Annotated in this window: 13 protein-coding genes; 11 read left to right on the top strand and 2 right to left on the bottom strand. The window is 58.1% G+C overall.

Annotated features, from left to right (window positions below; genetic code table 11):
• Positions 1-2: 2 nt before the first annotated feature.
• Both EU556_RS21690 and EU556_RS21685 read right to left on the bottom strand, forming a co-directional pair.
• Positions 3-2,210 carry a GH92 family glycosyl hydrolase gene (locus EU556_RS21690; protein ID WP_135436266.1) on the bottom strand — a complete coding sequence of 736 codons (2,208 nt, stop codon included), beginning with the start codon at positions 2,208-2,210 and terminating at the stop codon, positions 3-5.
• 135 nt (positions 2,211-2,345) lie between these two features.
• Complete coding sequence (locus tag EU556_RS21685; RefSeq protein ID WP_135436265.1) at positions 2,346-3,803, bottom strand: T9SS type A sorting domain-containing protein; 1,458 nt, start codon at positions 3,801-3,803, stop codon at positions 2,346-2,348.
• A 395-nt stretch (positions 3,804-4,198) separates the two neighbouring features.
• Between EU556_RS21685 and EU556_RS21680 the strand changes: the two genes are divergently transcribed.
• The 11 genes from EU556_RS21680 to EU556_RS21630 all read left to right on the top strand — a co-directional run bounded on the left by EU556_RS21680 (position 4,199) and on the right by EU556_RS21630 (position 22,306).
• On the top strand, positions 4,199-5,977 hold the full coding sequence (locus tag EU556_RS21680) for a class I mannose-6-phosphate isomerase (protein ID WP_135436264.1): 1,779 nt from the start codon (positions 4,199-4,201) through the stop codon (positions 5,975-5,977).
• A gap of 58 nt (positions 5,978-6,035) precedes the next feature.
• Positions 6,036-6,836 carry a DeoR/GlpR family DNA-binding transcription regulator gene (locus EU556_RS21675; protein ID WP_135436263.1) on the top strand — a complete coding sequence of 267 codons (801 nt, stop codon included), beginning with the start codon at positions 6,036-6,038 and terminating at the stop codon, positions 6,834-6,836.
• A 138-nt stretch (positions 6,837-6,974) separates the two neighbouring features.
• Positions 6,975-8,372, top strand: coding sequence for a sugar porter family MFS transporter (locus EU556_RS21670; protein ID WP_135436262.1), 1,398 nt, complete (start codon positions 6,975-6,977; stop codon positions 8,370-8,372).
• A 578-nt stretch (positions 8,373-8,950) separates the two neighbouring features.
• Complete coding sequence (locus EU556_RS21665) at positions 8,951-12,136, top strand: SusC/RagA family TonB-linked outer membrane protein (protein ID WP_135436261.1); 3,186 nt, start codon at positions 8,951-8,953, stop codon at positions 12,134-12,136.
• Between the two features lie 17 nt (positions 12,137-12,153).
• Complete coding sequence (locus EU556_RS21660; protein ID WP_135436260.1) at positions 12,154-13,764, top strand: RagB/SusD family nutrient uptake outer membrane protein; 1,611 nt, start codon at positions 12,154-12,156, stop codon at positions 13,762-13,764.
• Positions 13,765-13,805: 41 nt separating this feature from the next.
• A complete protein-coding gene (locus EU556_RS21655) occupies positions 13,806-14,942 on the top strand; it encodes a SusE domain-containing protein (protein ID WP_135436259.1) in 1,137 nt (378 codons plus the stop codon).
• A 40-nt stretch (positions 14,943-14,982) separates the two neighbouring features.
• Complete coding sequence (locus EU556_RS21650) at positions 14,983-16,137, top strand: glycoside hydrolase family 76 protein (protein WP_210116346.1); 1,155 nt, start codon at positions 14,983-14,985, stop codon at positions 16,135-16,137.
• A 128-nt stretch (positions 16,138-16,265) separates the two neighbouring features.
• On the top strand, positions 16,266-18,641 hold the full coding sequence (locus tag EU556_RS21645; RefSeq protein ID WP_135436258.1) for a GH92 family glycosyl hydrolase: 2,376 nt from the start codon (positions 16,266-16,268) through the stop codon (positions 18,639-18,641).
• Between the two features lie 388 nt (positions 18,642-19,029).
• On the top strand, positions 19,030-20,055 hold the full coding sequence (locus EU556_RS21640) for a N(4)-(beta-N-acetylglucosaminyl)-L-asparaginase (protein ID WP_135436257.1): 1,026 nt from the start codon (positions 19,030-19,032) through the stop codon (positions 20,053-20,055).
• Entirely contained in the window at positions 20,052-20,777 is a 726-nt protein-coding gene (locus EU556_RS21635) for a copper homeostasis protein CutC (RefSeq protein ID WP_135436256.1), read from the top strand. Before EU556_RS21640 ends, EU556_RS21635 begins: the two co-directional genes overlap by 4 nt.
• Positions 20,778-20,860: 83 nt before the next feature.
• Positions 20,861-22,306, top strand: a complete 1,446-nt coding sequence (locus EU556_RS21630) for an alpha-L-fucosidase (protein WP_135436255.1) — start codon at positions 20,861-20,863, stop codon at positions 22,304-22,306.
• Positions 22,307-22,395: the final 89 nt, after the last annotated feature.

Here is a 22,395-nt window from a genome sequence, read left to right as displayed (position 1 = left end):
AATTAGTTACTCGTGCTAATATCCAGCCGCCCACCCTGACGAAACAGGGTGTGGTCTACGAAGTACCCTTCCTGGGTTTTCCCGTTCACCTTCACCGTGCGCAGCACGCGGCCGTTGCCCGCTTTTTTCACCGTGAATACCTTACCATTATCGGCTTTCCAGCTGACCTCGTCAAAGAGCGGGACGCTCACCAAGTACTTAGCGTCGGCGGCAGAGTAGGGGTACAAGCCAGTGGAACTGAACACGTACCAGGCCGACATTTCGCCCGCATCGTCCATGCCGGAATAGCCTAGGCCATCTTTGCCCATGCCGTAGAAGCGGTCCATAATTTCATCGAGCCGGCGCTGCGACTTTTCGGGTTTGCCAATGAAGTAGTAGGAAAACGGCGTTTCGTGGTCGGGCTGGTTGCCATGACAGTACTGCCCAATAAAGCCCGACACGTTGCGAGCAATGTAATTGGGGTTCCAGGGCACGGTAAATAAGGAGTCGAGCTTGGCCTCGAAGGATGCTGGCCCACCGTACAGCGCAATCAGGCCGGGCATGTCGTGGGGCGCAAAAAAGGACACTTGCCAGGCGTTAGCCTCCCGATACATGTATTCATAATAGGGATACTGCGGGTTGAAGGCCTTTACCCAGCTCCCATCGTTGAGGCGGCCGCGCATAAATTTGGTGCCGGGGTCGAACAAGTTCTTGTAGTTTTTAGACCGCGCCATCATCACCCGGTAGGTGGCAGTATCCTTCAAAATTTTAGCCATCTGCGCCACGGCGTAGTCGTCGAAGGCATACTCCAGGGTTTTCGACACGCCGGCTTTGTCCTTGGTTTCCACTTCTGGGTTTGATACTTCCGCGGTCGAAATGTATCCTTTCTCAATGTACTCGGCAATGTGGGGGCGGGCTCCGTTCTCCAGATTAGCATTGCGCAGCATGAGCCGGTACACATCCTGCACGTCGAAGTTGGTGATGCCCCGCTGGTAAGAGCCGGAAATCAACGCCGAGGCATGGTCGCCATGGAAGAAGGTGGGCAGAAAGCCGGTTTTGTGGCCTACATCCTGCATCGACTTGATAACGTCGGTCGTTACCTGGGGCGCGAGCATGCCAACTAGCAGGTCCTTATTCCGGTACGTGTCCCACAACGATGGCTCAGTGTAGTAGTTGAAATCGGCCTTCACTACGTTGCCCTGCACATCGCGGTACTCGTGGTTGTAGTCGCTGCGCAGGGCCGGCCACAGAAACGAGCGGTACAGGCAGCTGTAGAAGAGCTGCTTCTGCTTGGGCGTTCCGCCCTTCACATTCACTTTGGAGAGCAGACTTTCCCAGGTTTGCTCGGCTTGCTGGCGCACCTGCTCAAACGTTTGGTGGCCTAATTCCTGCTCCAGGTTCTGCTTGGCGTTCTGCACGCTCACAAACGATATCCCCATTTTGAGCTCCACGGGCTTGCTGCCGTCGGGTAGGTGCACCACGGCTAGGCCATCGGCAGTGCCTTGGCCGCGCACCTCCAGGTCTCGTACGTTTTCGCTCAGTGCCCCGTAGAAGTACACGGTCTGGCGGCCAGTTTCCTGAAAGCCCTGCACCGCGGCGTCGCCCGCTTTTTCGATGCTCCACTTGGTCACCCGCTCATTTGACTGGGCAAGTTTGAAGACTATACTGCGGTTTTCGGGCTGACTGTAGCGGTAGCGGTGAAACCCACCGCGCAACGTGGAGGTAAGCTCCACCTGCACGCCGTAGTCTTGCAGCGTTACGCCATAGAAGCCCGGCGAGGCCTTTTCCGTGGATTTGCTGAAGCGTGAAGAATAACCACCCGCGGTAGTAGCGGCCTTGGTATTGGTAACGGGCAATACCGGCAGGTGGCAGAGGTTCCAGTGGCCTTTGTTGGTATGGGCAAACCCGTAAATCACCGAGTCCTCGTAGTCGTAACCGGCCCCCGTATGAAACTCAGTAATGGGACTGAGCTGCACCATGGCATTCGGTAGGGAGCTTCCCGGGAAGACCAAGCCGGCCCACACGCCCCGCCAGCCCTCGGGTGGGGCATACCCAATCGTCTTGGGGTCATTGAGTGGAGCCGTGCCCATAAATGGGTTAGCGTACTGCAGGTGGCCTAGCCGGCCGGCGTTGCTGTTACCCTGACTGCTACGGCTCGTTGTCGGGGTATGAACGCAGGAGAAAGCACTCCAGGCCAGTAGAAGAAGGGAGTAGCTCGTTGGCTTTGTCATCAGAGGAAAGTACAATGTAAAATAGGAGAGGATACGCTCCCAGTGGCGGCTAGCAGACTGGCCTAGGTGAACGGAGGCCGGCAGCGTCGTTTTTCGGCCCCTGCCAGAAGGCACCGGTATCACGACTGCACGGAGTTATTTCTTCACAAAACGCTGCGCCAAGTGGTGCGGACCCTTGCTCCACGTAACGGTATAAATGCCGGGTGCCAGGGCCGAAACATCAAGCCCAGTGCCGTAGGCCGGGGCGGTAAACACCACTTGTCCCAGCGAGTTACGGATTGTGGCGCTGCCACCAGCCAGTTGACGGTTGGCCTGGAGGGTCAGTCGGTTTGTCACCGGATTAGGAAATACCACCAGGTCGGGAGATATGGCGGCCACTGGGCTTGTGGCTAGCGGAGTGTTGGTTACCTGAGCTACCCGCAAAATGGCGGCTGCCGCGCAAGCCTGCCCCATCATCTGGATGGAGGCCGGAAAGAGGTAGCGGCGGTCCAAGTTCCAGGTACCATCGGCGTCGTTATAAGAGCCAGGATAGTAACCGAGCTGGTCGCGGTTGTAGTCAATGAGAAAGTCAACGATGTCGCGGGCCGTATTGAGCCACTTCACATTATGATCTACTTCGTAAAAGTCGACGAGCATTTCTACCATGTCGCTCCCGCCCCAGAAGGATATTTCACTAACCCCTTTCCCAGGCGTGTACCATTGTTTCAGGCAGGCATTAGCCATTACGGTAGCATCATCGAGGTAGCGACTGTCGCCGGTAATTTGGTAAAGCTGAAGGGCTAGCTGGATATTGGGGGTAGTTTGGTACGCCCGGTAGCCCGCCCCATTTTCGCCGTGCCCGGTCAGGCTCCAGCTATTGTTGCTGTAAAAGGAGAACTGATTGAGCAGGTTGGTATTTCCGTCGCGCAGCTTCCAGCTTACGTCATTGATCTTGTCGTAATAGCGCTTGGCAATGTCCAGGTACTGCGGGTCAGAGCTGGTTTTGGCGATTAGTGCGCAATGCAAGGCGGGCAAAATGGTGGCTTGGGAGTAAAACTTGCCCCAGCCTAATTCAGACTCCTTTTGCGGGACGCCCCAATTGGCGTCGCGGGCATTCAGGCAGTAGTTGAGGCCAATCAGTGACCGTTCGTACAGGCCGCTTTCGGCCGGCAATACTTGCCGATAGGCCTCCATCAGGGCCAGTCCTACAATGGCATTGTCGTCATACAGCGGGTCGGCACCCGGCACGATGTCGGAAGCGTACTTGCCGTTCTGGCGGTACTGGTCGAGGGCGTAGGCGTAAGATTTGAGCCGCTCGGTGTACTTGGCCGGATTCGCGCGGGCTCCGTAGCGCAGGGCCCGGAGCATGTGGGAGGCTGGCCAGACGTAGCTCGCGCCTCCGCGCTCTACAATTACTTTCTCATTCCCATCAAGCTGCTCCACATACAGCTGCTTGCTGGCGTTGTAAAACTTGGTATTGAGCTTGTCCAGAATAGCTTCGCCGGCCACCTGATACTTGTTTTGGCCTAAACCGGTAGAAACCGTCAGTAGGCCAGTAACCAGTACCAAGGCCAGCCGCCGCGCCCTAAAAAGGGTAATTGATAAGTACTGCATACACGTGTGAGCTATAGAAGGTGGGAAGTAGTAGCAGAAACAGCACGCTCACAGCGCCAAAGCAGTACAGGCGAGTCGACTGTCAGGGCTGGTAGGAGAGGGGAAGGTCACTCCAGAGTTAAGTGACGAGCAATGCACTTATGAATGGCCTACCGGTAGATAGATGCATCGGTAGGCCTATCAATACGACAAATAAAACACTATATTTTTTCGTTTTGCTATGAAACGAACATTTTTATTGTCAATATTGGCCATGCTAATTCTGTAGCATGTTGCCAAAGGCCACTTAGGCTCAGTTAAACATTAGCGCTCCGAGCAACTGATGCAAGGTGCATTTGCCTGAATTACTGCGCCTAACTGGCCTCTCTTTACTTCCTTTCCTTATTTCTCCTGCTATGCGCTCCTCCAACTATGACAAGTTTCCCTACGTGCCGGTTGCGGCCACAGCGGAGGCTTGCCAAATCGGGTGGCCCGCCATTATATCAGCGTTGCGTGCGGCGCTAGAAGTTGCGCCAGCTGCCCCCGACGGTCCTCGGGTTCTTGCCGTGGAATGCTATCCTGGCACTGATCTGGAAGTGCTGCAACAAGAGTTAGGCCTGGCCCTGCAGCCAACTCAGTGCCTGCTGGCCGATAGCTTGTACCGCCGCCCCGCTGAAATTGACCAGCTGGTGGCCGGCTCGCTTACCGATGACCCCGTTTTTGGCCGGCTCAATGGGCTGACCGTAGCCGACTTTTTCGACCCCGAGCAGTTGGCGCAAGCGCAGGAAACTCTGGCAGATGCGGCAGCAGGTGAGCTAATTCTGCTACTTGGAACCGGAGCGACACTAGTCTACCCAAACCCCGCTCTGGTTGTGTATGCCGATCTGGCCCGTTGGGAAATTCAGCTGCGGCAACGGCGGGGCGACATTGCCAACCTTGGCGCGGACAACTTCACCGAAAAAGCCAGCCTTAAGTATAAGCGCGCATTCTTCGTAGACTGGCGGGCGGCCGACCGGTTGAAAAAACAGGTACTGCCTACCGCTGACTTCCTGCTCGATGCCAATGATGCGGCGGTGCCCAAGCTCATCACGGGCGCCGACCTGCGGGCTGGGCTGGCCGCTGCGGTGCGGCGGCCATTTAGGGTGGTACCGTTTTTTGACCCCGGACCATGGGGTGGGCAGTGGCTGCGGGAGGTCTGCGACCTGCCCGATGGCCCAGCCAACTACGCCTGGGGCTTTGACTGCGTGCCCGAAGAAAACTCCTTGCTGCTGGGTTTTGGAGAGGCCCGGGTGGAAATCCCGAGCATTAACCTGGTGTTTGCCCATCCGCGCGAGTTGCTGGGGGAGGCTGTGCACGGGCGCTTCGGCACCGAGTTTCCCATTCGCTTCGACTTTCTGGACACTATGGGCGGCGGCAACCTCTCGCTGCAGGTGCACCCACTCACTGAGTATGCGCAGGATAAGTTTGGCCTGGCCTACACTCAGGATGAAAGCTACTACCTGCTAGCGGCCGAGCCGGATGCAGTGGTGTACCTGGGGCTGAAGGAAAATGTAGACGTGCCAGCCATGCTAGCCGACTTGCAACGTGCGCAGCAAGACAGCACGGCCCCGTTCCCGGCAGCCCACTACATCAATGAGTTTCCGGCCCGCGCCCACGACCACTTTTTGATTCCGGCGGGTACCATTCACTGCTCGGGAGCTAATTCTATGGTGCTGGAGATTTCGGCTACGCCGTACATCTTCACCTTCAAGCTCTGGGATTGGGAGCGACTAGGCCTAGATGGCCAGCCCCGGCCCATTCATCTCACCCACGGGGCCGCCAATATTGCAACTGACCGTACCACAGACTGGGTGGCCCAGCACTTGGTGAACCACGTGGAGCCAGTAGGCTGTGGGCCCGACTGGCGCGAAGAACGCACTGGCCTACACGAGCGGGAATTCATTGAAACTCGTCGGCACTGGTTTACGGGCCTGGTGCCGCATCATACCCAAGGTGGGGTGCAGGTGCTTAATCTGGTACAAGGAGCCGAGGCCATCGTCGAAAGCCCAACGCAAGCCTTTGAGCCTTTCGTGGTCCACTATGCTGAAACGTTCATTGTGCCGGCGGCAGTTGGGGCCTACACCATTCGTCCCTACGGGCGAGCAGTAGGTACCGAATGTGCTACCCTTAAAGCCTACGTGCGAACCCAGCCCTAGCGGCTCCCGGCTGGCTGCTACCTTCGCTCGCAAACCAACTTTTTACTCTTCTTTCCTTATGGCTGATTTAGTAACATCTGATAATGCGGCGGCCATCCGCGCTCAAACTATTGTTGAAAAGCTCCTGCAAACCGGCACAGTAGCCGTTGAGGAATTAGCCACTTTGTTTGGGGTTTCCGTGGTCACCGTACGGCGCGATTTGATGGAGCTAGAGCAGCAGGGCCGGCTGCGGCGTACCCACGGGGGCGCGGTGCCCCGGGAGCCTTTGCTGTATGAGCCCTTTCGGTACAACTCCAGCTTCCACGACCAGATTGACCGCAATCTGGCGGAAAAGCGCCGCATTGGGCTGGCCGCGGCGGCCCTGATTCAGCCTGGCGATATTATTTCCCTAACGGCGGGTACCACCACCACCCAAGTTACGCGCAGCCTCCGCTCCGACGCCAACGTGACGGTAGTCACCAATACCGTTAACGTAGCTATGGAGCTCAGCCACCGCCAAGATGTGCGCGTGTTCGTGACGGGCGGCTTCCTGACGGGCGGCTGGTTTTCGCTGGTGGGTCCCGCTACCACTCAGGCCCTCAGTCAGTTCTTCGTTGACAAGGTGTTTATTGGGGTAAATGGCATTGATGCCGAGAAGGGCCTGACCTCCTTGCACCCCGAGGAAGCCGCCGTTATTCAGGTGATGCTGCGCCAGGCCAAGCGCCGCATTGTAGTAGCCGACCATACCAAGCTCGGCACGGTTGCTACCTCCTTGATTTGTCCGCTCTCCGAAGTACACCAACTTATTACGGACACGGGTGCCACCGACGCACAGGTAGCCCCCTTTCGAAAGTTGGGCATTGAGGTCCTGCTGGTCTGACCCTTTGGAGAAATCTACTTCCGGCGGCGGTGGGTGCTGAACGGGGTACTTGAGCTGGAAAGTGGCCTAGAGGGTGGTTTAAGCTGGCCGCAAACGCTTCGCATTGTATTACTCAATAACTCCTAACTACTACTTGCCATGCCTACTCAAGCGTCCTCTGGTTCCGTGCTGCGCGAATCACCTCCTAGGCCACCTTCACCAGCGGTGGGCCCCACTGGCAAAGCCGGTTACGTCTACCTGATGGCGACCGTCGCGGCATTGGGAGGACTATTGTTTGGCTTCGACACGGCCATCATCAACGGGGCCCTGGTATTTCTGAAGAAGGATTTCGGCCTGACCGATTCGCAAACCGAGCTAGCTGCAAGTAGCATTCTGTTTGGGGCGGTAGCAGGCGCTGCCGTGGCCGGCTGGCTCACCGACCGCTACGGCCGTCGTCGCCTGCTGTTTGGGGCCGCGCTCTTGTTCACGCTTTCGGCGCTGGCGGCGGCACTGCCCCGCACGCTCACGGAGTTTGTGGTAGCCCGGCTGGCGGGTGGCCTAGCCATTGGGCTGGCCTCGTTGCTGGTGCCCCTTTACATTGCTGAAATTGCCCCGGCCCGCATTCGGGGGCAGTTGGTTACGCTGAATCAGCTGGCTATTGTAACGGGCATTTTACTGGCCTACGTGGCCAGCTATTATCTGGCTGGGCTCGGGTTGGCCTCTTGGCGCTGGATGTTTGCGGCGGCGGCCTTGCCTTCTCTGCTCTTCATGGTGACGCTGCTACTAGTACCCGAAAGCCCCCGCTGGTTGCTGGGCCGGGGCCGTGAAACGGAAGCCATGACTACGCTTACTCTCCTCAATGGCCCAGAAGCCGCTGCCACGGAAGCAGCTGAAATTCAGACCGCCCTGGCTGCCGAACGCGGGGAGGACGCCAACCTGTATCAGCCGCGCCTGCGGCAGCCCTTACGGATTGCCATAGTGCTGGCCGTGCTGCAGCAGATTACTGGCATCAACACTATTCTCTACTACGGCTCCATTATTTTCACGGAGCACAGTGGGCAGAGCGCCGCATCGGCCATTGGGGCCAACGCCCTTATTGGGGGCATCAACTTCGCCGGTACCATTGTCGCGCTGTTCGTTATCGACCGGATTGGGCGCAAGCCGTTGCTGCTGGTGGCTTCGGGGGGTATGACCTTGGCGCTGGGAGCCTTAGTAGTCGCCTTGCACCTGGGCGCGCCCGGCCCCTGGTTGCTCGGGTTTATTATGCTGTACGTGGCCTGCTTTGCAGTGGGGCTGGGGCCGGGGGTATGGGTAGTTATAACTGAAATTTTCCCCAATGCAGTGCGGGGCCGCGGAGCCTCGGTGGCTACAGTTGCCCTCTGGATTGCCTGTACGGTGGTATCCTATACGTTTCTGTCCCTGGTAAAAGCAGCGGGGCTAGCCGGCGCCTTTGGGCTCTACGCCGGGCTGTCGGCTTTGACCTTTTTGTTTGTGTGGCGAGCAGTACCGGAGACCAAAGGCCGGAGTCTGGAAGAGATTGAGCGTGGGTGGAAGTAGGGAGTAACCAGCTAAAAATGCGCCTCGCCAGCTGCCCAAACAGTAAATAGGCAGGCAGAGGTAAGAAATTTATTCATAGTAATTATTTGATTATCAAATAATTAAGTTTATTTAGTGAAATATTTTCATCGATAAACACATCAGCTATTTACATTGCTTAAACGATTTAGCTATACTTGCCTACTCAGCACTCCGTAGCAGGCGGTTGCGGTGGGGTACAAACCGGTGGCGATGTGGTGCTTAAGCACTGTCTCTGCCCTCATTTCAGCCCTAACTCAAACCGCTAAAACAGGCGTGGTGCTTTAAAGAAGATACTCTCCTGACCTACCAAACTCCCACGCTTTTACCCAAAACGAATCAGCTTTTAACTGTAATGCGCTGGTTCACTTAGCAGCTACCCTTTATCCGAGTACCGGGCCATGTGCCCGCCCACAGAGCCCCTCTACACTTGGTTACCGCTGGCTAAAGCCCAGGGTAGGCCATGGTCGCATCCCACATTCCCTGCACTTCCCGGCTGAGTTGCCTAGCTGGTGCGCGGATTCCTCTGCTCTACATCCTTTATTTTTCCCACCCATCACATGGCAAACTTTACTCGCTACGTGCGTTTAGCAGTACTGCTGGGCGCTGTTCCCAGTAGCGCCAGCCGGGCCCAGGGGGCTTGGGCTCTCGCTAACCAAAGCGCCCGGTCCGCCGATCCGGCCCTGATGCTTCCCTCCCGATCAACAGCCCCACTTCTGGCCGACGTGACCGTAGCAGGCCGCGTGACGGATGCCAAGGGCGCAGGCCTCCCCGGGGTAACCATTGTAGTGAAAGGCACTACGCAAGGTGCCAGCACCAACTCCGATGGCTACTTCACCCTGCAAGCACCCGAAAACAGCGTGCTGGTATTCAGTTTCGTAGGATTCAGCCGCAAGGAAGTTCCCATCACCGGGGCGACTAGCCAACTCAACGTCACCCTTGCCGACGACACGCAGGCGCTGAACGAGGTAGTGGTAGTGGCCTACGGCACCCAGCAGAAGGCCAACGTAACCGGCGCCATCAACACGGTAGGAGGGGCCACGCTGGAAAACCGGCCGGTAACCACAGTTGCTCAGGCGCTGCAAGGTTCTTCTCCTAACCTCACCATTCAGCAGAATAGCGCGGAGCCGGGCGCTGGGCTCAACATCAACATCCGGGGGGTAGGCACGCTGGGCAATGCCTCGCCGCTCATCATTGTGGATGGTATTCCTGGCTCGCTCAACGCACTGAACCCGAACGACATTGAAAGCGTGACGGTGCTCAAGGACGCTGCTTCGGCCGCCATTTATGGCTCGCGGGCCGCCAACGGTGTGCTGCTGGTAACCACCAAGCAGGGCGTACTCAACCAGAAGCCCGTTATCAGCTACAACACCGTGGTGGGCTGGCAGGAGCCGAACTTTCAGCGCAAGCCTGTGACTGGCCTAGAGTTTATGCAACTGAAGAATGAGGCCTTGGTTAACTCCGGACAGGCCCCGCAGTTCACTCCCCAGCAAATGCGAGACTTTGCCGCGCATGGCGATTATGAGTGGCACCTGGATAGGGTGCTGAAAAAGCGGGCCTTGCAGCAAAACCACAACCTGAGCGTTAGTGGCAGCACGGGCCGTACCCGCTACCTGCTTTCGCTGGGCTACGTTGACCAAAACAGCTTGTTCAATGGCGACGACTACGGGTTCAAACGGCTCAACAGCCGCCTGAACCTGACCACGCAAGTAACGGACCGCCTCAAAGTAGGGGCCATTTTTGCCTATGCCCACGTGGGAACCCGGGAGCACGCCTTCGACTCGCAATGGATTATCAGCGACGCGGCCCGCATCCCGGTTATTTATCCCGTGCAGGATGAACAAGGCAACTACGTAACGCCGGCAACCTCCACCAGTAACTCGGTGAACCGGCTGATCAACGGTGGCCTACGCACCAACTCCAACGACAATGGCTACGCTAATCTGAACGCCGAGTTGGAGTTGGTAAAGGGACTAAAACTGCGGGGCATAGTGGGCGGCGACCTGTGGAATTATCAGCTCGATGAATTCACCCGCAGCCTACAATACGTAACCCTGGATGGCTCGCCCACCGCTGGCGGCGACGGCAACAACTCGGTGCAGAAACGCAGTCAGCGTACCCTGCTAACCAACTACCAGGCGGTACTCAACTACGACCGCACGTTTGCCGAGAAGCACGGCTTGCAGGCCTTGGTAGGCTACTCCACTGAACACTTCACCGACGACCGCCAAGGTGTACACGTTATCAACGTGCCCGGAAACGATTTCGGGGTGGTGAACAATGGTACCACCTACGCTGGCGTGTACGACCCCAGCGGCGGCTACCACGCCAACGGCACCTACGGCAACCAAGAGCAGTGGGCCCTTAACTCGGTATTCGGGCGCTTGAATTACTCTTTCGCCAATAAGTACCTCCTGGAGGGTAGCTTCCGCTACGACGGCTCCTCGCGGTTTGCCAGCAACAAGCGCTGGGGCTTCTTCCCCTCGGTGTCGGTGGGCTGGCGGCCCCTGGAGGAGCCGTTCCTAAGCTTCCTGCAGCCTACCCTCAGCGACCTGAAAGTGCGGGGCTCCCTAGGCCAGTTGGGCAACCAAAACATTGGCCTGTACCGCTACCTGAGCACCGTTAGCCTGGCTCCGGGCACCTACTCCTTCGGCAGCACGCCCGTATCGGGATCTTACTTCAGCACATCCAACGCGGATATTACCTGGGAAACGGCCACCATGGGCAACGTAGGCCTAGATGTTGGCTTCTTCCAGAATGCGCTGTCGTTCAGCGTCGACTTTTTCGATAAACGCACCAGCGACATTCTCATCGATCTGCCCGTGGCGGCAACCTTCGGGGCGGGGGCGCCCACCCAGAATGCAGCCAAAGTGCGCAACCAGGGCTGGGAAGTTACGGCCACCTACCGGATGCGCACCGAAGGCGGCTTCAACCAGAGCCTGAGCCTGAACGCGGCCGACAGCCGCAATACCGTGCTTGATACCAAGGGAGTAGAAACCATCCGGGGCGGTGACGCCACCAACATCATCCGTGAAGGCTTCCCCATCAACTCGTACTACGGCTACCGCACTAACGGTTTCTACCAGACGCTTGAGGAGGTGAATGCCGGACCTAAGCCTGCCTTTGTGGCTCCTGGCACAGTTCGCCCTGGCGACCTTCGTTACGTGGACCGAAACGGCGACGGTATAATCAACCAGGATGACCGCTTTATTCTGGCCAACCCATTTCCCCGCTACACTTTCGGGGCTAATTACACCGCCGACTACAAGGGTTTTGACCTGCTGGTATTCGTGCAGGGCGTAGGCAAGCGCAGCCTCTACATTCGGGGTGAGGGGGTGGAAGCCTTTCACAACAACTGGGAAAACGTGTACCAGCAGCACCTCGACCGCTGGACCCCCACTAACCCGAATGCGGATTATCCCCGCCTGACCATCGGTACGGCCTCCACTAACAACAACCAAGGCTCGGATTACTGGCTGCGCAACGGCGCTTACGCCCGCCTCAAGAACGTGCAACTGGGCTACACCCTGCCCGCCACGCTTACGAAAAAGGCCGCTGTTCAGCGCCTGCGCATCTTTGCTTCGGGCCAGGATCTATTCACCATCAGTCACTTGAAGAAAATCGGGTTTGACCCGGAAATCTCCGAATTCAGCGAGAGTGTGGGCTTTGGGGGAGGACGGGGCAGTAGTGGCCGGGTGTACCCCGCCGTGCGAGTCCTGACGCTAGGCCTCGACATTTCTCTCTAACCTCCATTCCCACTCAGATGAACCGCAATTTTCGCAATACTTTACTGCTTGGGCTTGGGCTGAGTTTTGGTTTCTCGGCCTGCCAAGAGCTTGACCTGCCGCCCACCGACCGCCCCACCGACGCTACGTTCTGGCAGCAGCCAGCCGATGCAGCCAACGTGCTGGCTACGGCCTACGAAAACCTCTACAACTCCGAGTATTTCTTCTTCAACGAGGTGCTCTCGGATAATGCCTACAACAAAAGCGACGTAAACGGCTCCAACGCCCGCAACATCGCCGAAGGGGCCTACGGCACCAACCAGCAGCGTATTACTAACGAGTGGGGCTACCACTACAGCGGTATCCGCAAGTGCAATCAGCTGCTGGCCAACATCAACAAGATTCCTAACCTGGAAGGAGGCCTCAAGGCCCGCTACCAGGCGGAAGCCCGCGCACTGCGTGCCTACCAATACTTTCAGCTGCTGACTTGGTACGGCGACGTGCCGCTCATCACGGATGAAATCAGCGTGACGGCGGCCGCCGACGTGGTGCGCACTCCGCGCGCAGAGGTGCTGGACTTCGTGCTGAAGGAGCTGGATGCGGCCGCCGCCGACCTGCCCCTGAATACCGCCTACGCCGCTGAGGACCGGGGGCGCTTCACCAAGGGAGCCGCGCTGGCCGTGAAAGCCCGGGTGCTGCTCTACGAAAGCCGCTGGGCCGACGTGGTTGCCGTAACGGAGCAGATTATGAACAACCAGGCCGGTGCCTACAGCCTCTTTTCCAGCTACGCAGGTATTTTTTCGCCCAACAACGAGGGCAACAGCGAAGTGATGCTGGACCTGCAGTATCTGTTTCCCTCGCGCACCCACTCTGAGCAGCGGTTCTTCATCCCGCGCACCGAGGGTAAGCTGATCTGCGCCATTGCGCCCACCCAAGAGCTGGTGAACAGCTACGTGATGGCTAATGGTAAGGCCATTACCGAGGCCGGCTCTGGCTACAACGAAGCGACGCCCTACGTAGGGCGCGACCCGCGCTTCGCGGCCACACTAGTCTACGATGGTTACCGGTGGCAGCGCCCCGATGGGTCGAGCATCCTCATTCGCACCCTGCCCGGCACCGGCGATAATTCTGTGGATCGGGCCGATGCCAGCCCCACGGGCTACTACGTGGCCAAGTACTTTGACCCCACCGCCGATGCTAACCTCAACTCGGGCCTAAACCTGATTCTGGTTCGGTACGCCGATGTACTGCTCATGCACGCTGAGGCCAAAAACGAGCTAGGCCAGCTCGGCGCGGCAGATTGGGACCGTACCATTGGGGCGCTACGGCGTCGGGCGGGTTTCACCGACCCTGCCGCGCTAGCCTTCCCAGGCGGCGACAAAGCCAGCCTGCAAACCATTGTGCGGCGCGAGCGGCGCAGTGAGTTGGCCATGGAAGGCTTGCGCATTTTCGACCTGCGCCGCTGGCGCACGGCCCAAACGGCGCTCAACGGATACGCCCACGGCATCAAGGCCGGCGACCCGAACGTGGACAACGGCTACCTGCGGGTAGACCAGCGCACGTTTGACCCCGCCAAACATTACCTGTGGCCCGTGCCCCAGCGCGAACGGGACATCAATCCTAAACTCAGTCAAAACCCAGGCTGGTAGCCCTTTTACTTCGTTTTTGCATTTTTCCTCGCTCCATAATCATGAAAAAATATTCCCACCCACTGCTGCTTTTGATGCTGCTCATTGGCCTGCTCACGGGCTGTAAGAAAGATGACCAGGAACTCGACGAGACGATTACGCCGGTAAGCAACTACATCTCGCCCGCCGATAACAGCCTGGTGAAACTTGATCCGCCGTCGAATGCGGCCGTAACCTTCGAGTGGAGCCAAGCCCGCGCAGCAGACGGCACGCTGGTACTGTACGAAGTGCTGTTTGACAAGGAGAATGGCGACTTCTCGGCCCCAGTTTACAGCACCGTATCGGGCACCAATGGCCTAGATACCAAACTGGTGCTAAGCCACGGCGACCTGAATAAAATTGCCAATCTGGCGGGCATCCCCGCCCAGGCCCAGGGTAAAATGAAGTGGAGAGTAAATGCCTCCAAGGGCATTAACGTGCTACCCGCTTCTGCTGCGCGCACCATTCAGGTAGAGCGGCCCGCTGGCTTCTCCGTAATTCCGGGCAACCTGTACCTGACCGGCTCGGGCACGGAGGCTGGGGCTACGCTAGGCCAGGCCATGCCGTTCAAGCGCGTATCGGCGGGGGTGTTTGAGCTGTACACCAAGCTCTCGGCCGGCGACGTAAAAATTGTGGATCAGACGACTGGTACGCCCACCAGCTACTACGTCAGCGGCAACAAACTGCTGCAGGGCAACACTACCACCAGCCCTGCCACCACGGCTGGCGTTTATCGCATGACCCTTGATTTCAACAATGGCTCGGCCATCCTCACCGAAATCCAGTCGGTAGGCCTGTGGGTTTCGGCGCAGAATAAGGTAACCGTGACCTTGCCGTACGTGGGCAAAGGAGTATGGAAAATTGAGAACACGCCCATCGAGTTCTTCCAGTTCAGCTGGGGCCGTGACGAGCGTTACAAGTTCATCTTCTCGGAAAAGGACATGGCCGGCAAAGTGACGGCCCGCCAGTACGGTAGCACCAACACCGACAACGTACCGCCCACGGCTACCACAGCCGCTGCCTACTTCAACATTGTGCCGGTAGCTGATGATCAGTGGAACAACACGTTCAAGTTTGCCGCCGCCGCCGACCGCAAGAGCGTGGACATCACGGTGATGATGCAGCCCGCCGCCTACACTCACCAAGTGACCGTACGCTAAGGTGCAGCCCGGCTTTTTACAAGATTTTAGTTCTACTGCTATGTTGCTTTTCCGAGGCAAAGCCCACCTGCTGCTAGGCCTGTTGGTGCTGGCCGCCTGCCACGAGCCCGTGGATGACATGATTACGCCCCCGGCTCCAACGCCCACCGCGGCGGTGGCCAACTGGGCCGCGCGTGCCGACTCTGCGCAGGCGGCGCTCCACCAGAACTTCTGGGCACCCACCGACCAGTATTACCTGCAGAACAACCTCGGCAAGCCCGACTTCAACTACTGGTGGCAGGCCCACGGCATCGATGTGCTGTTGGATGCGTACCAGCGCACCACCTCCCAAGACTACCTTACGAAGCTGCAGCAGCTACAGCAGGGGGCGAAGAAGAAGAACGGTAACACTTACCTCAACAACTTCTACGACGATATGGCCTGGCACGCCCTAGCGAATCTGCGGGCGTACCAAGTCACTAAGGACCCATCGTACAAAGCCACGGCGCAGCTGCTCTGGGCCGACCTCAAAACCGGCTGGAACACCACGCAAGGCGGAGGCATTGCCTGGCGCAAGTCGCAGCTCGACTATAAAAACACCCCGGCCAATGCCCCGGTGGCTATTCTGGCGGCCCGTCTTTACATGCTCGACCGCAACCCCGATGATCTGGCCTGGGCCACGAAAATCTACGACTGGCAGAAAAAGACCTTGGTCGACCCGACTACGGGAGCCGTTTGGGATGGCGTGAACCGCCAGGGCAACGGGCAGACGGACAAGGACTGGCGCTTCAGCTATAATCAGGGTGTATTTCTGGGCGCTGGCCTAGAGCTCTACCGCGCCACGCAGCAGAGCACGTACCTCGATGATGCCAACCGTACCGCGGGTTATGTGCTCAACGACAGCCAGCTTTCGCCCGGTGGTATTCTGCGGGATGAAGGGGGCGGAGACGGTGGCTTGTTTAAGGGGGTACTGGTACGTTACCTGTCCCTCTTGGCCACTGAGCCCGCCGTGAATGAGGCTACCCGTGCCAAGTACATTGCGTTTCTGAAGTTCAACGGCGAGAGTCTCTACAAACAAGGCATGCGTAGGCCCCAATACATGTTCAACACCAGCTGGACGGCTCAGCCGGGTGGTACCGTGGACGGGTCAACTCAGCTGAGTGGGGTAATGATGTTTGAAGTACTAGCCGACTTACAGGCCCGCAAGCTCCTGTAGCTGCACAACTGATATTCTGAAGGCGAAAAGGCCAGGCTGCTCGTGGGATGCGGCCTAGTCAGCCCGCGCTTGGCTAGTGGGGCCGGGCGCGGGCATTTTTTCAGGCCTCCACTTCCTAAACTTCTTGTATGAAACTGACTTTCACAGCCAGCGCATGGTCATTGGCGCTGCTACTGGCGGCGGGCGAAGCCAGCGCCCAAAGCGTGCTGAAGTACGTAAACCCCAACATTGGTACCGCGCACAGCCGGTGGTTCTTTTACACCCCGGCGGCCGTGCCCTACGGCATGGCCAAGCTGGCGCCATCAACCAACGGCCACTATGGCAACGCCTCGGGCTGGGAAGCCGTGGGCTACGATACCCGCCAGAACTCCATTGAGGGGTTTGTGCACTTTCATGAGTGGCAAGTAGGCGGCGTAAGCTTTATGCCCACAACGGGCGAGCTGCGCGTGAAGCCTGGTGACCTAGACGGACCCGCAACCGGTTACCGCTCGCGCTTCGACCGCAAGAATCAGGTGGCCGAGCCGGGCTACTACCGCGTGCTGCTCGATGACTATGGTATCACAGCCGAGCTAACCGCTACCAAGCGTGTGGGCTTCCATCGGTACACTTTCCCGAAGAACGACCAGGCTCACCTCATTCTCGATATTGGCAATACCCAGGGTGAGAGCGGCGAAGTGACCGACGCCAGCATCCGGATGGTGGACGCCACGCACGTAGAGGGCTACGTGAGTACCTATCCGAAGTATGTAAAAACCTACGACCCCTCCGGCAAGGTAAACATGTACTTCTACGGAGAAATCAGTAAGGCCCCAGCCAGCGTGGGCGCCTTCACGGCCGCAGGTATCCAGGAAAAGCAAAACTCAGCTACTGGCAAAGGCGCCGGGCTGTTCCTGAACTACCGCACCAATGCGCAGGAGAAGATAGAGCTGAAGGTAGGCCTCTCGTACACGTCCATTGCTAATGCCAAGGCCAACCTGCAGGCCGAAGCGCGCAGCCTTACCTTCGAACAGGCCCGTACCGCCGCGCAAGCCACCTGGCAACGGGAGCTAAGCAAAATTGCGGTGGAGGGCCCCGATGAGCAGAACAAGACCAAGTTCTACACGGGTCTGTTTCATGCCCTGCTGGGGCGCGGCATTGCCAGCGACGTGGACGGGGCCTACCCCAAGCACGGCGGCCAGGTAGGCCAGTTGGTGGCCAGCGGCTCCGGCCCCAAGCCCGAGTTCATCAATACCGATGCCATTTGGGGAGGCTACTGGAACCTGACGCAACTGTGGGCGCTGAGCTACCCCGAGTGGTACGGCAACTACGTGAATACTGAATTGCAATTGTACCGCGACAAAGGCTGGTTTGGCGACGGTATAGCCAACAGCGAATACATATCAGGAGTGGGAACCAACTTTGTGGGGTTGGCCGTGGCCGGCGCCTACCAGGTAGGCATCCGCAACTACGATGTGAACCTGGCCTACGAGGCCGTGCGCGCCAACGAGCTGAACTACCGCAACCGAGCCTTTGGCTCGGGCAAGATGGATGTGAAGGCCTTCACGCAGTACGGATACGTTCCCTTCAAGGAGGAGTACAAGCAGTATCAGGGCGAGTGGTACAAGACCGACTCAACGGGCTCGTACTTCTCCAACTCACACACCCTGGAGTACAGCTACAGTGCCTTTGCCGCCGCTCAGATGGCGAAATCTCTAGGCAAAAAGGCCGATTATGAACGGCTCATCAAGCTCTCTAATGGGTGGAAGGCTATCCTGAACCCGCAAAGTAAGCTCATGCAGCCTAAGCTAGCCGATGGCACCTTCGCGAGCAACTTTAAGCCCTTTGAGCCCTGGCGCGGCTTCCAGGAGGGCAATGCTATGCAATACACCTTCTACGTGCCGCAAAACCCCGCTGGCCTCATTGCGGCCCTAGGTCGCGACAAATTCAACAATCGCCTCGATAGTATTTTCACGGCGTCGGCCAAAACGGGCTTTGGCGGTGGCAAAGAAATAGATGCCTTTGCCGGCGTCAATGCCATCTATAACCACGGCAACCAGCCCTGTCTGCACATCAGCTGGCTGTTCAACTTCTCGGGCCAACCCTGGCTGACGCAGAAATGGACTCGCCAGATTTGCGACGAGTTCTACGGCACCGAGCCCATTCACGGCTACGGCTACGGCCAAGATGAAGATCAGGGCCAGCTGGGCTCCTGGTACGTCATCACGGCCCTAGGCCTGTTCGACGTGAAGGGCTTTACTGATGCCCGCCCCATCATTGAACTCGGGAGCCCCATCTTCAGCAAGTCTACCATCCAGCTCGGCAACCAAAAAAAGCTGGTAATTGAGGCTAAGAACACCTCGAAGCAAAACCTGTACGTGCAGTCGGCGGAGCTAAATGGCAAACCACTGGCTAACTGCTGGCTCTACCGCGACGAGCTGATGAAGGGCGGCAAGCTGGTATTTACCATGGGCCCCCAGCCAAACAAAACCTGGGGCAGCAAGACCCCGCCACCATCAGCGCAATAGAAACATGGCAGGTTCTAACCCGTGCAAGCACAGCAGGTAACTCATATGCCACTCGACGGGTGAGGGTGTTGAGACGAGGTGACCTAGACCTAATGATTTCTAACTTCGGGTAAAATCGAGTGAAAAAACATATGCCGCGGAAGGTGAGCTTGCCCCTGCATAGGGAGTAAGTTTAGCTTCCGCGGCATCTTGGTTAGAAGATTGGTAAACCCATCGGGTTGTGCCATCTAACAAGGATGTACTGGAATGTAAACAACCATAAGGCAATCGATTAGTGAGTGGAGGAGTTGCCTAAAACACACTGCCACGGATGCCAGGCCTGGCCGGGGTGTGTAACATCACGGGGAAATCAGTTTCTTTGAGGGAGCCGACTTTGACTTTCTTCCTTATGTCTACACGCCGTTCGTTTATTACCTCATCTGCTGCTGGCCTTGCTGCCCTGGCGGCCAGTCCGTCTGTGGAGGCGCTTAGCCTACCTCCCGCACCAGCCAAAGGCAAACCGCTGGTTATTTCTACTTGGGATACTGGCCTAGCGGCCAACCTGGGAGCCTGGAAAGTGCTGAGCAAAGGGGGCCGCGCACTGGATGCGGTGGAAGCAGGGGTGATGGTAACGGAAGCCTCGCAGAACTGCTGCGTAGGCCTGGGTGGCAACCCCGACCGGGAAGGTATTGTGACGCTGGACGCCTGCATTATGGATGAGCAGTTCAACTGCGGCAGCGTGGCAGCTCTGGAGCGCATTAAACACCCTATTAGTGTGGCCCGGCGCGTAATGGAGCGCACCCCGCACGTGATGCTGGTGGGAGAAGGGGCTCAGCAGTTTGCCGTGGCTCAGGGTTTCCCCTTGGAGCCCCAAAAGCTTAGCCCCGATGCCGAGCAGGCCTACAAAGAATGGCTCAAGACCAGCCAGTATAAGCCCGTGGTCAACATTGAAAACTCGGGTAGCAAAAAGCAGGTGGGCCCGGTTGGTGGCGCCAACAACCATGATACCATTGCCATGCTGGCCCAAGATGCCCAGGGTAACCTCAGCGGCAGCTGCACCACCAGTGGTATGGGATTTAAGATGCGCGGCCGCCTCGGCGACTCACCCCTGATTGGTTCTGGCCTGTTCGTGGATAATGCCGTGGGAGCCGCCGCTGCCACGGGCCAGGGCGAGGATGTGATTCGCATTGCCGGGGCGCACACGGTGGTGGAACTCATGCGCCAGGGCATGGCACCGAAAGCAGCGTGCAAGGCAGCTATTGAGCGCGTGGCCCGCATTAAAGGAGACAAGGCTAAGGATATTCAGGTGTGCTTTATTGCCATTAGCGCCCAGGGCCAGCACGGCGCCTTTGCTTTGCAAAAAGGTTTCAGCTACGCTGTATGTGATGCTCAGAACCAGCAGCAGCTCATTCAGGCCGAGTACCTGCTTAAATGAGCCAGCCGGTTTTGGAAATCTGCGCGGGCTCGTTGCAGTCGGCTGTGGCTGCGCAGGCCGGGGGTGCCGACCGGGTGGAGCTGTGCCAGAATCTGGAGCAGGGGGGCACTACGCCCTCATATGGTACCATTGAGCGGGTGCTGGCTCAGCTTACCATTCCTGTTTTTGTGCTGATTCGGCCGCGCCCAGGAAATTTCAGCTACGATGCGGAGGAACTGGCTATTATGGTCGCCGACATTCGGCAATGCCGGACGCTAGGTTGTGCGGGCGTAGTCATCGGGGCGTTGGATGAGCAGGGCCACGTTGCCATGGAGGCTTGCCGGCGTCTGATAGATGCGGCCGGGTTGCTGCCGGTCACTTTTCACCGGGCCTTCGATGCCTGCCCCAATCAAGCGAAGGCGCTGGAAGACATTATCAATCTGGGCTGCCAGCGCATTCTGACGTCTGGCGGCCAAGCCACTGCGCCAGCAGGGCAGCGGCAACTGGCTGCCTTGGTGCAGCAGGCCGCCGGCCGTATCAGCATTATGCCGGGCTCGGGTGTTACGCCAGCTACTATTCAAGATCTGGTGTGGAGCACTGGGGCGCAGGAGTTTCACGCCAGCGCCAAACGGCAACTGGCCTCGCCGCCTGCCGCAAAGGCTACGGAGTTTGACGCACCGCGCTGGGAAACCGATTCGGCCATTGTGCAGGAGTTGGTTGCGCAACTGCGTGCTCTTGGCTAGGCCACGGCCTATTTACCCCCTGAGTGGAATGCACTACCCGTTGCTGGGCTCAATCAGCTTTCATCTTATCCTAACCACAGCGTATGGTTCTCAAGCAAGCTGCCCAGGCCTTTGTTTTATGCACCGTGATGGCGGCGTTGCCCCTACGCGCCCAGGACCAAGGGGTTCATCAGCAGTCAATCCAGTATGAGGCACCCACCGACCCGCTGGTCCAGCAAAAGCTGGAAAAGTGGCGCGACCAGAAATTTGGGCTGATTCTGCATTGGGGCTTGTACGCCGTGCCCGGCATCATTGAGTCGTGGCAGCTGTGCTCGGAAAGCTGGATTGAGCGCGACAGCACCGTGGCCTATGAGGACTACAAAAAGTGGTACTGGGGCCTGAGCCAACAGTTTAATCCCATAAACTTTAACCCTGAGCAGTGGGCCAGCGTGGCCAAACAGGCGGGCATGCGCTACCTGGTATTCACTACCAAACACCACGACGGGTTTGCCATGTTCGACACCAAGCAGTCGGACTTTAGCATCACCCACGGCCCGTTCGGCAGTAATCCGCGGGCCAACGTAACCAAGTACGTGTTTGAGGCCTTTCGGCAGCAAGGCTTTATGGTGGGAGCTTATTTCTCGAAACCTGACTGGCACTCTCCGAACTTCTGGTGGCCTAGGTACGCCACTCCCGACCGTAATGTAAACTACGACATCCGGAAGTACCCGTGGCGCTGGAAGCAGTACCAGGAGTTCACGTACAATCAAATCAGGGAGCTGATGCACGACTACGGCGCCCTGGATATACTGTGGCTGGATGGAGGGTGGGTGCGGCCCCGCGAAACGGTGAATGCCGAGGTACGCTCCTGGGGCGCACCCATTCCCGAGTTCAGCCAAGATGTGAACATGCCCCGTATTGCCGCCATGGCCCGCCAGGCCCAGCCCGGCCTGCTCCTGGTCGACCGCACCGTGCATGGCCCCTACGAAAACTACCAAACGCCCGAGCAGCGGGTACCCGACCATAAGCTCGATGCCCCTTGGGAGAGCTGCCTGACCTTGGCCAACAACTGGGGGTACGTGCCCAACGATGAGTACAAGTCGCCCACCCGCATCATTCACTCCTTGGTGGAAGTAGTAGCCAAAGGCGGGAGCCTGCTGCTGGGCGTGGGCCCAAAACCAGACGGTACTCTAGCCAACGAAGCCGTGACCCGGCTACGAGTTGTAGGCCAGTGGCTGAAGGTAAACGGCTCCGCCATCTACAACACCCGCACCACCGCGCAGTACCAGGACGGCAGCACCTACTTCACCCAGGGCCCCACGGGCACCCGCTACGCCATTGCCTGCTTACCCGAAAACAAGCCCACCCCAACTACCATTACCTGGACGGGCAACATCCCCCGGAAAGGCAGTAAGATAACCCTGCTGCAAACCGGTAAAAAGGTGGCCTGGACCCGGCAAGGCAACCGCGTGCAGATTAGCTTGCCCCCAGCCCTGGCCCAACAGGCGGGAGCATATCCAGCTCTGGCCTTTGCCTTCACGGCTGAGTAGCGCCAATTCTAGCTAGCGCAAACCTCCAATTTGCTTTACGCCCTGCTCGTTTCACCCTTCCTCATGCCCAACGAGTTACCACCTTTATT

The sequence above is a fragment of the Hymenobacter fodinae genome (genome assembly GCF_004745825.1).
In the GTDB taxonomy this organism is placed as follows: Bacteria; Bacteroidota; Bacteroidia; order Cytophagales; family Hymenobacteraceae; genus Hymenobacter; species Hymenobacter fodinae.
This window is presented reverse-complemented; position numbering and strand designations above follow the sequence as displayed.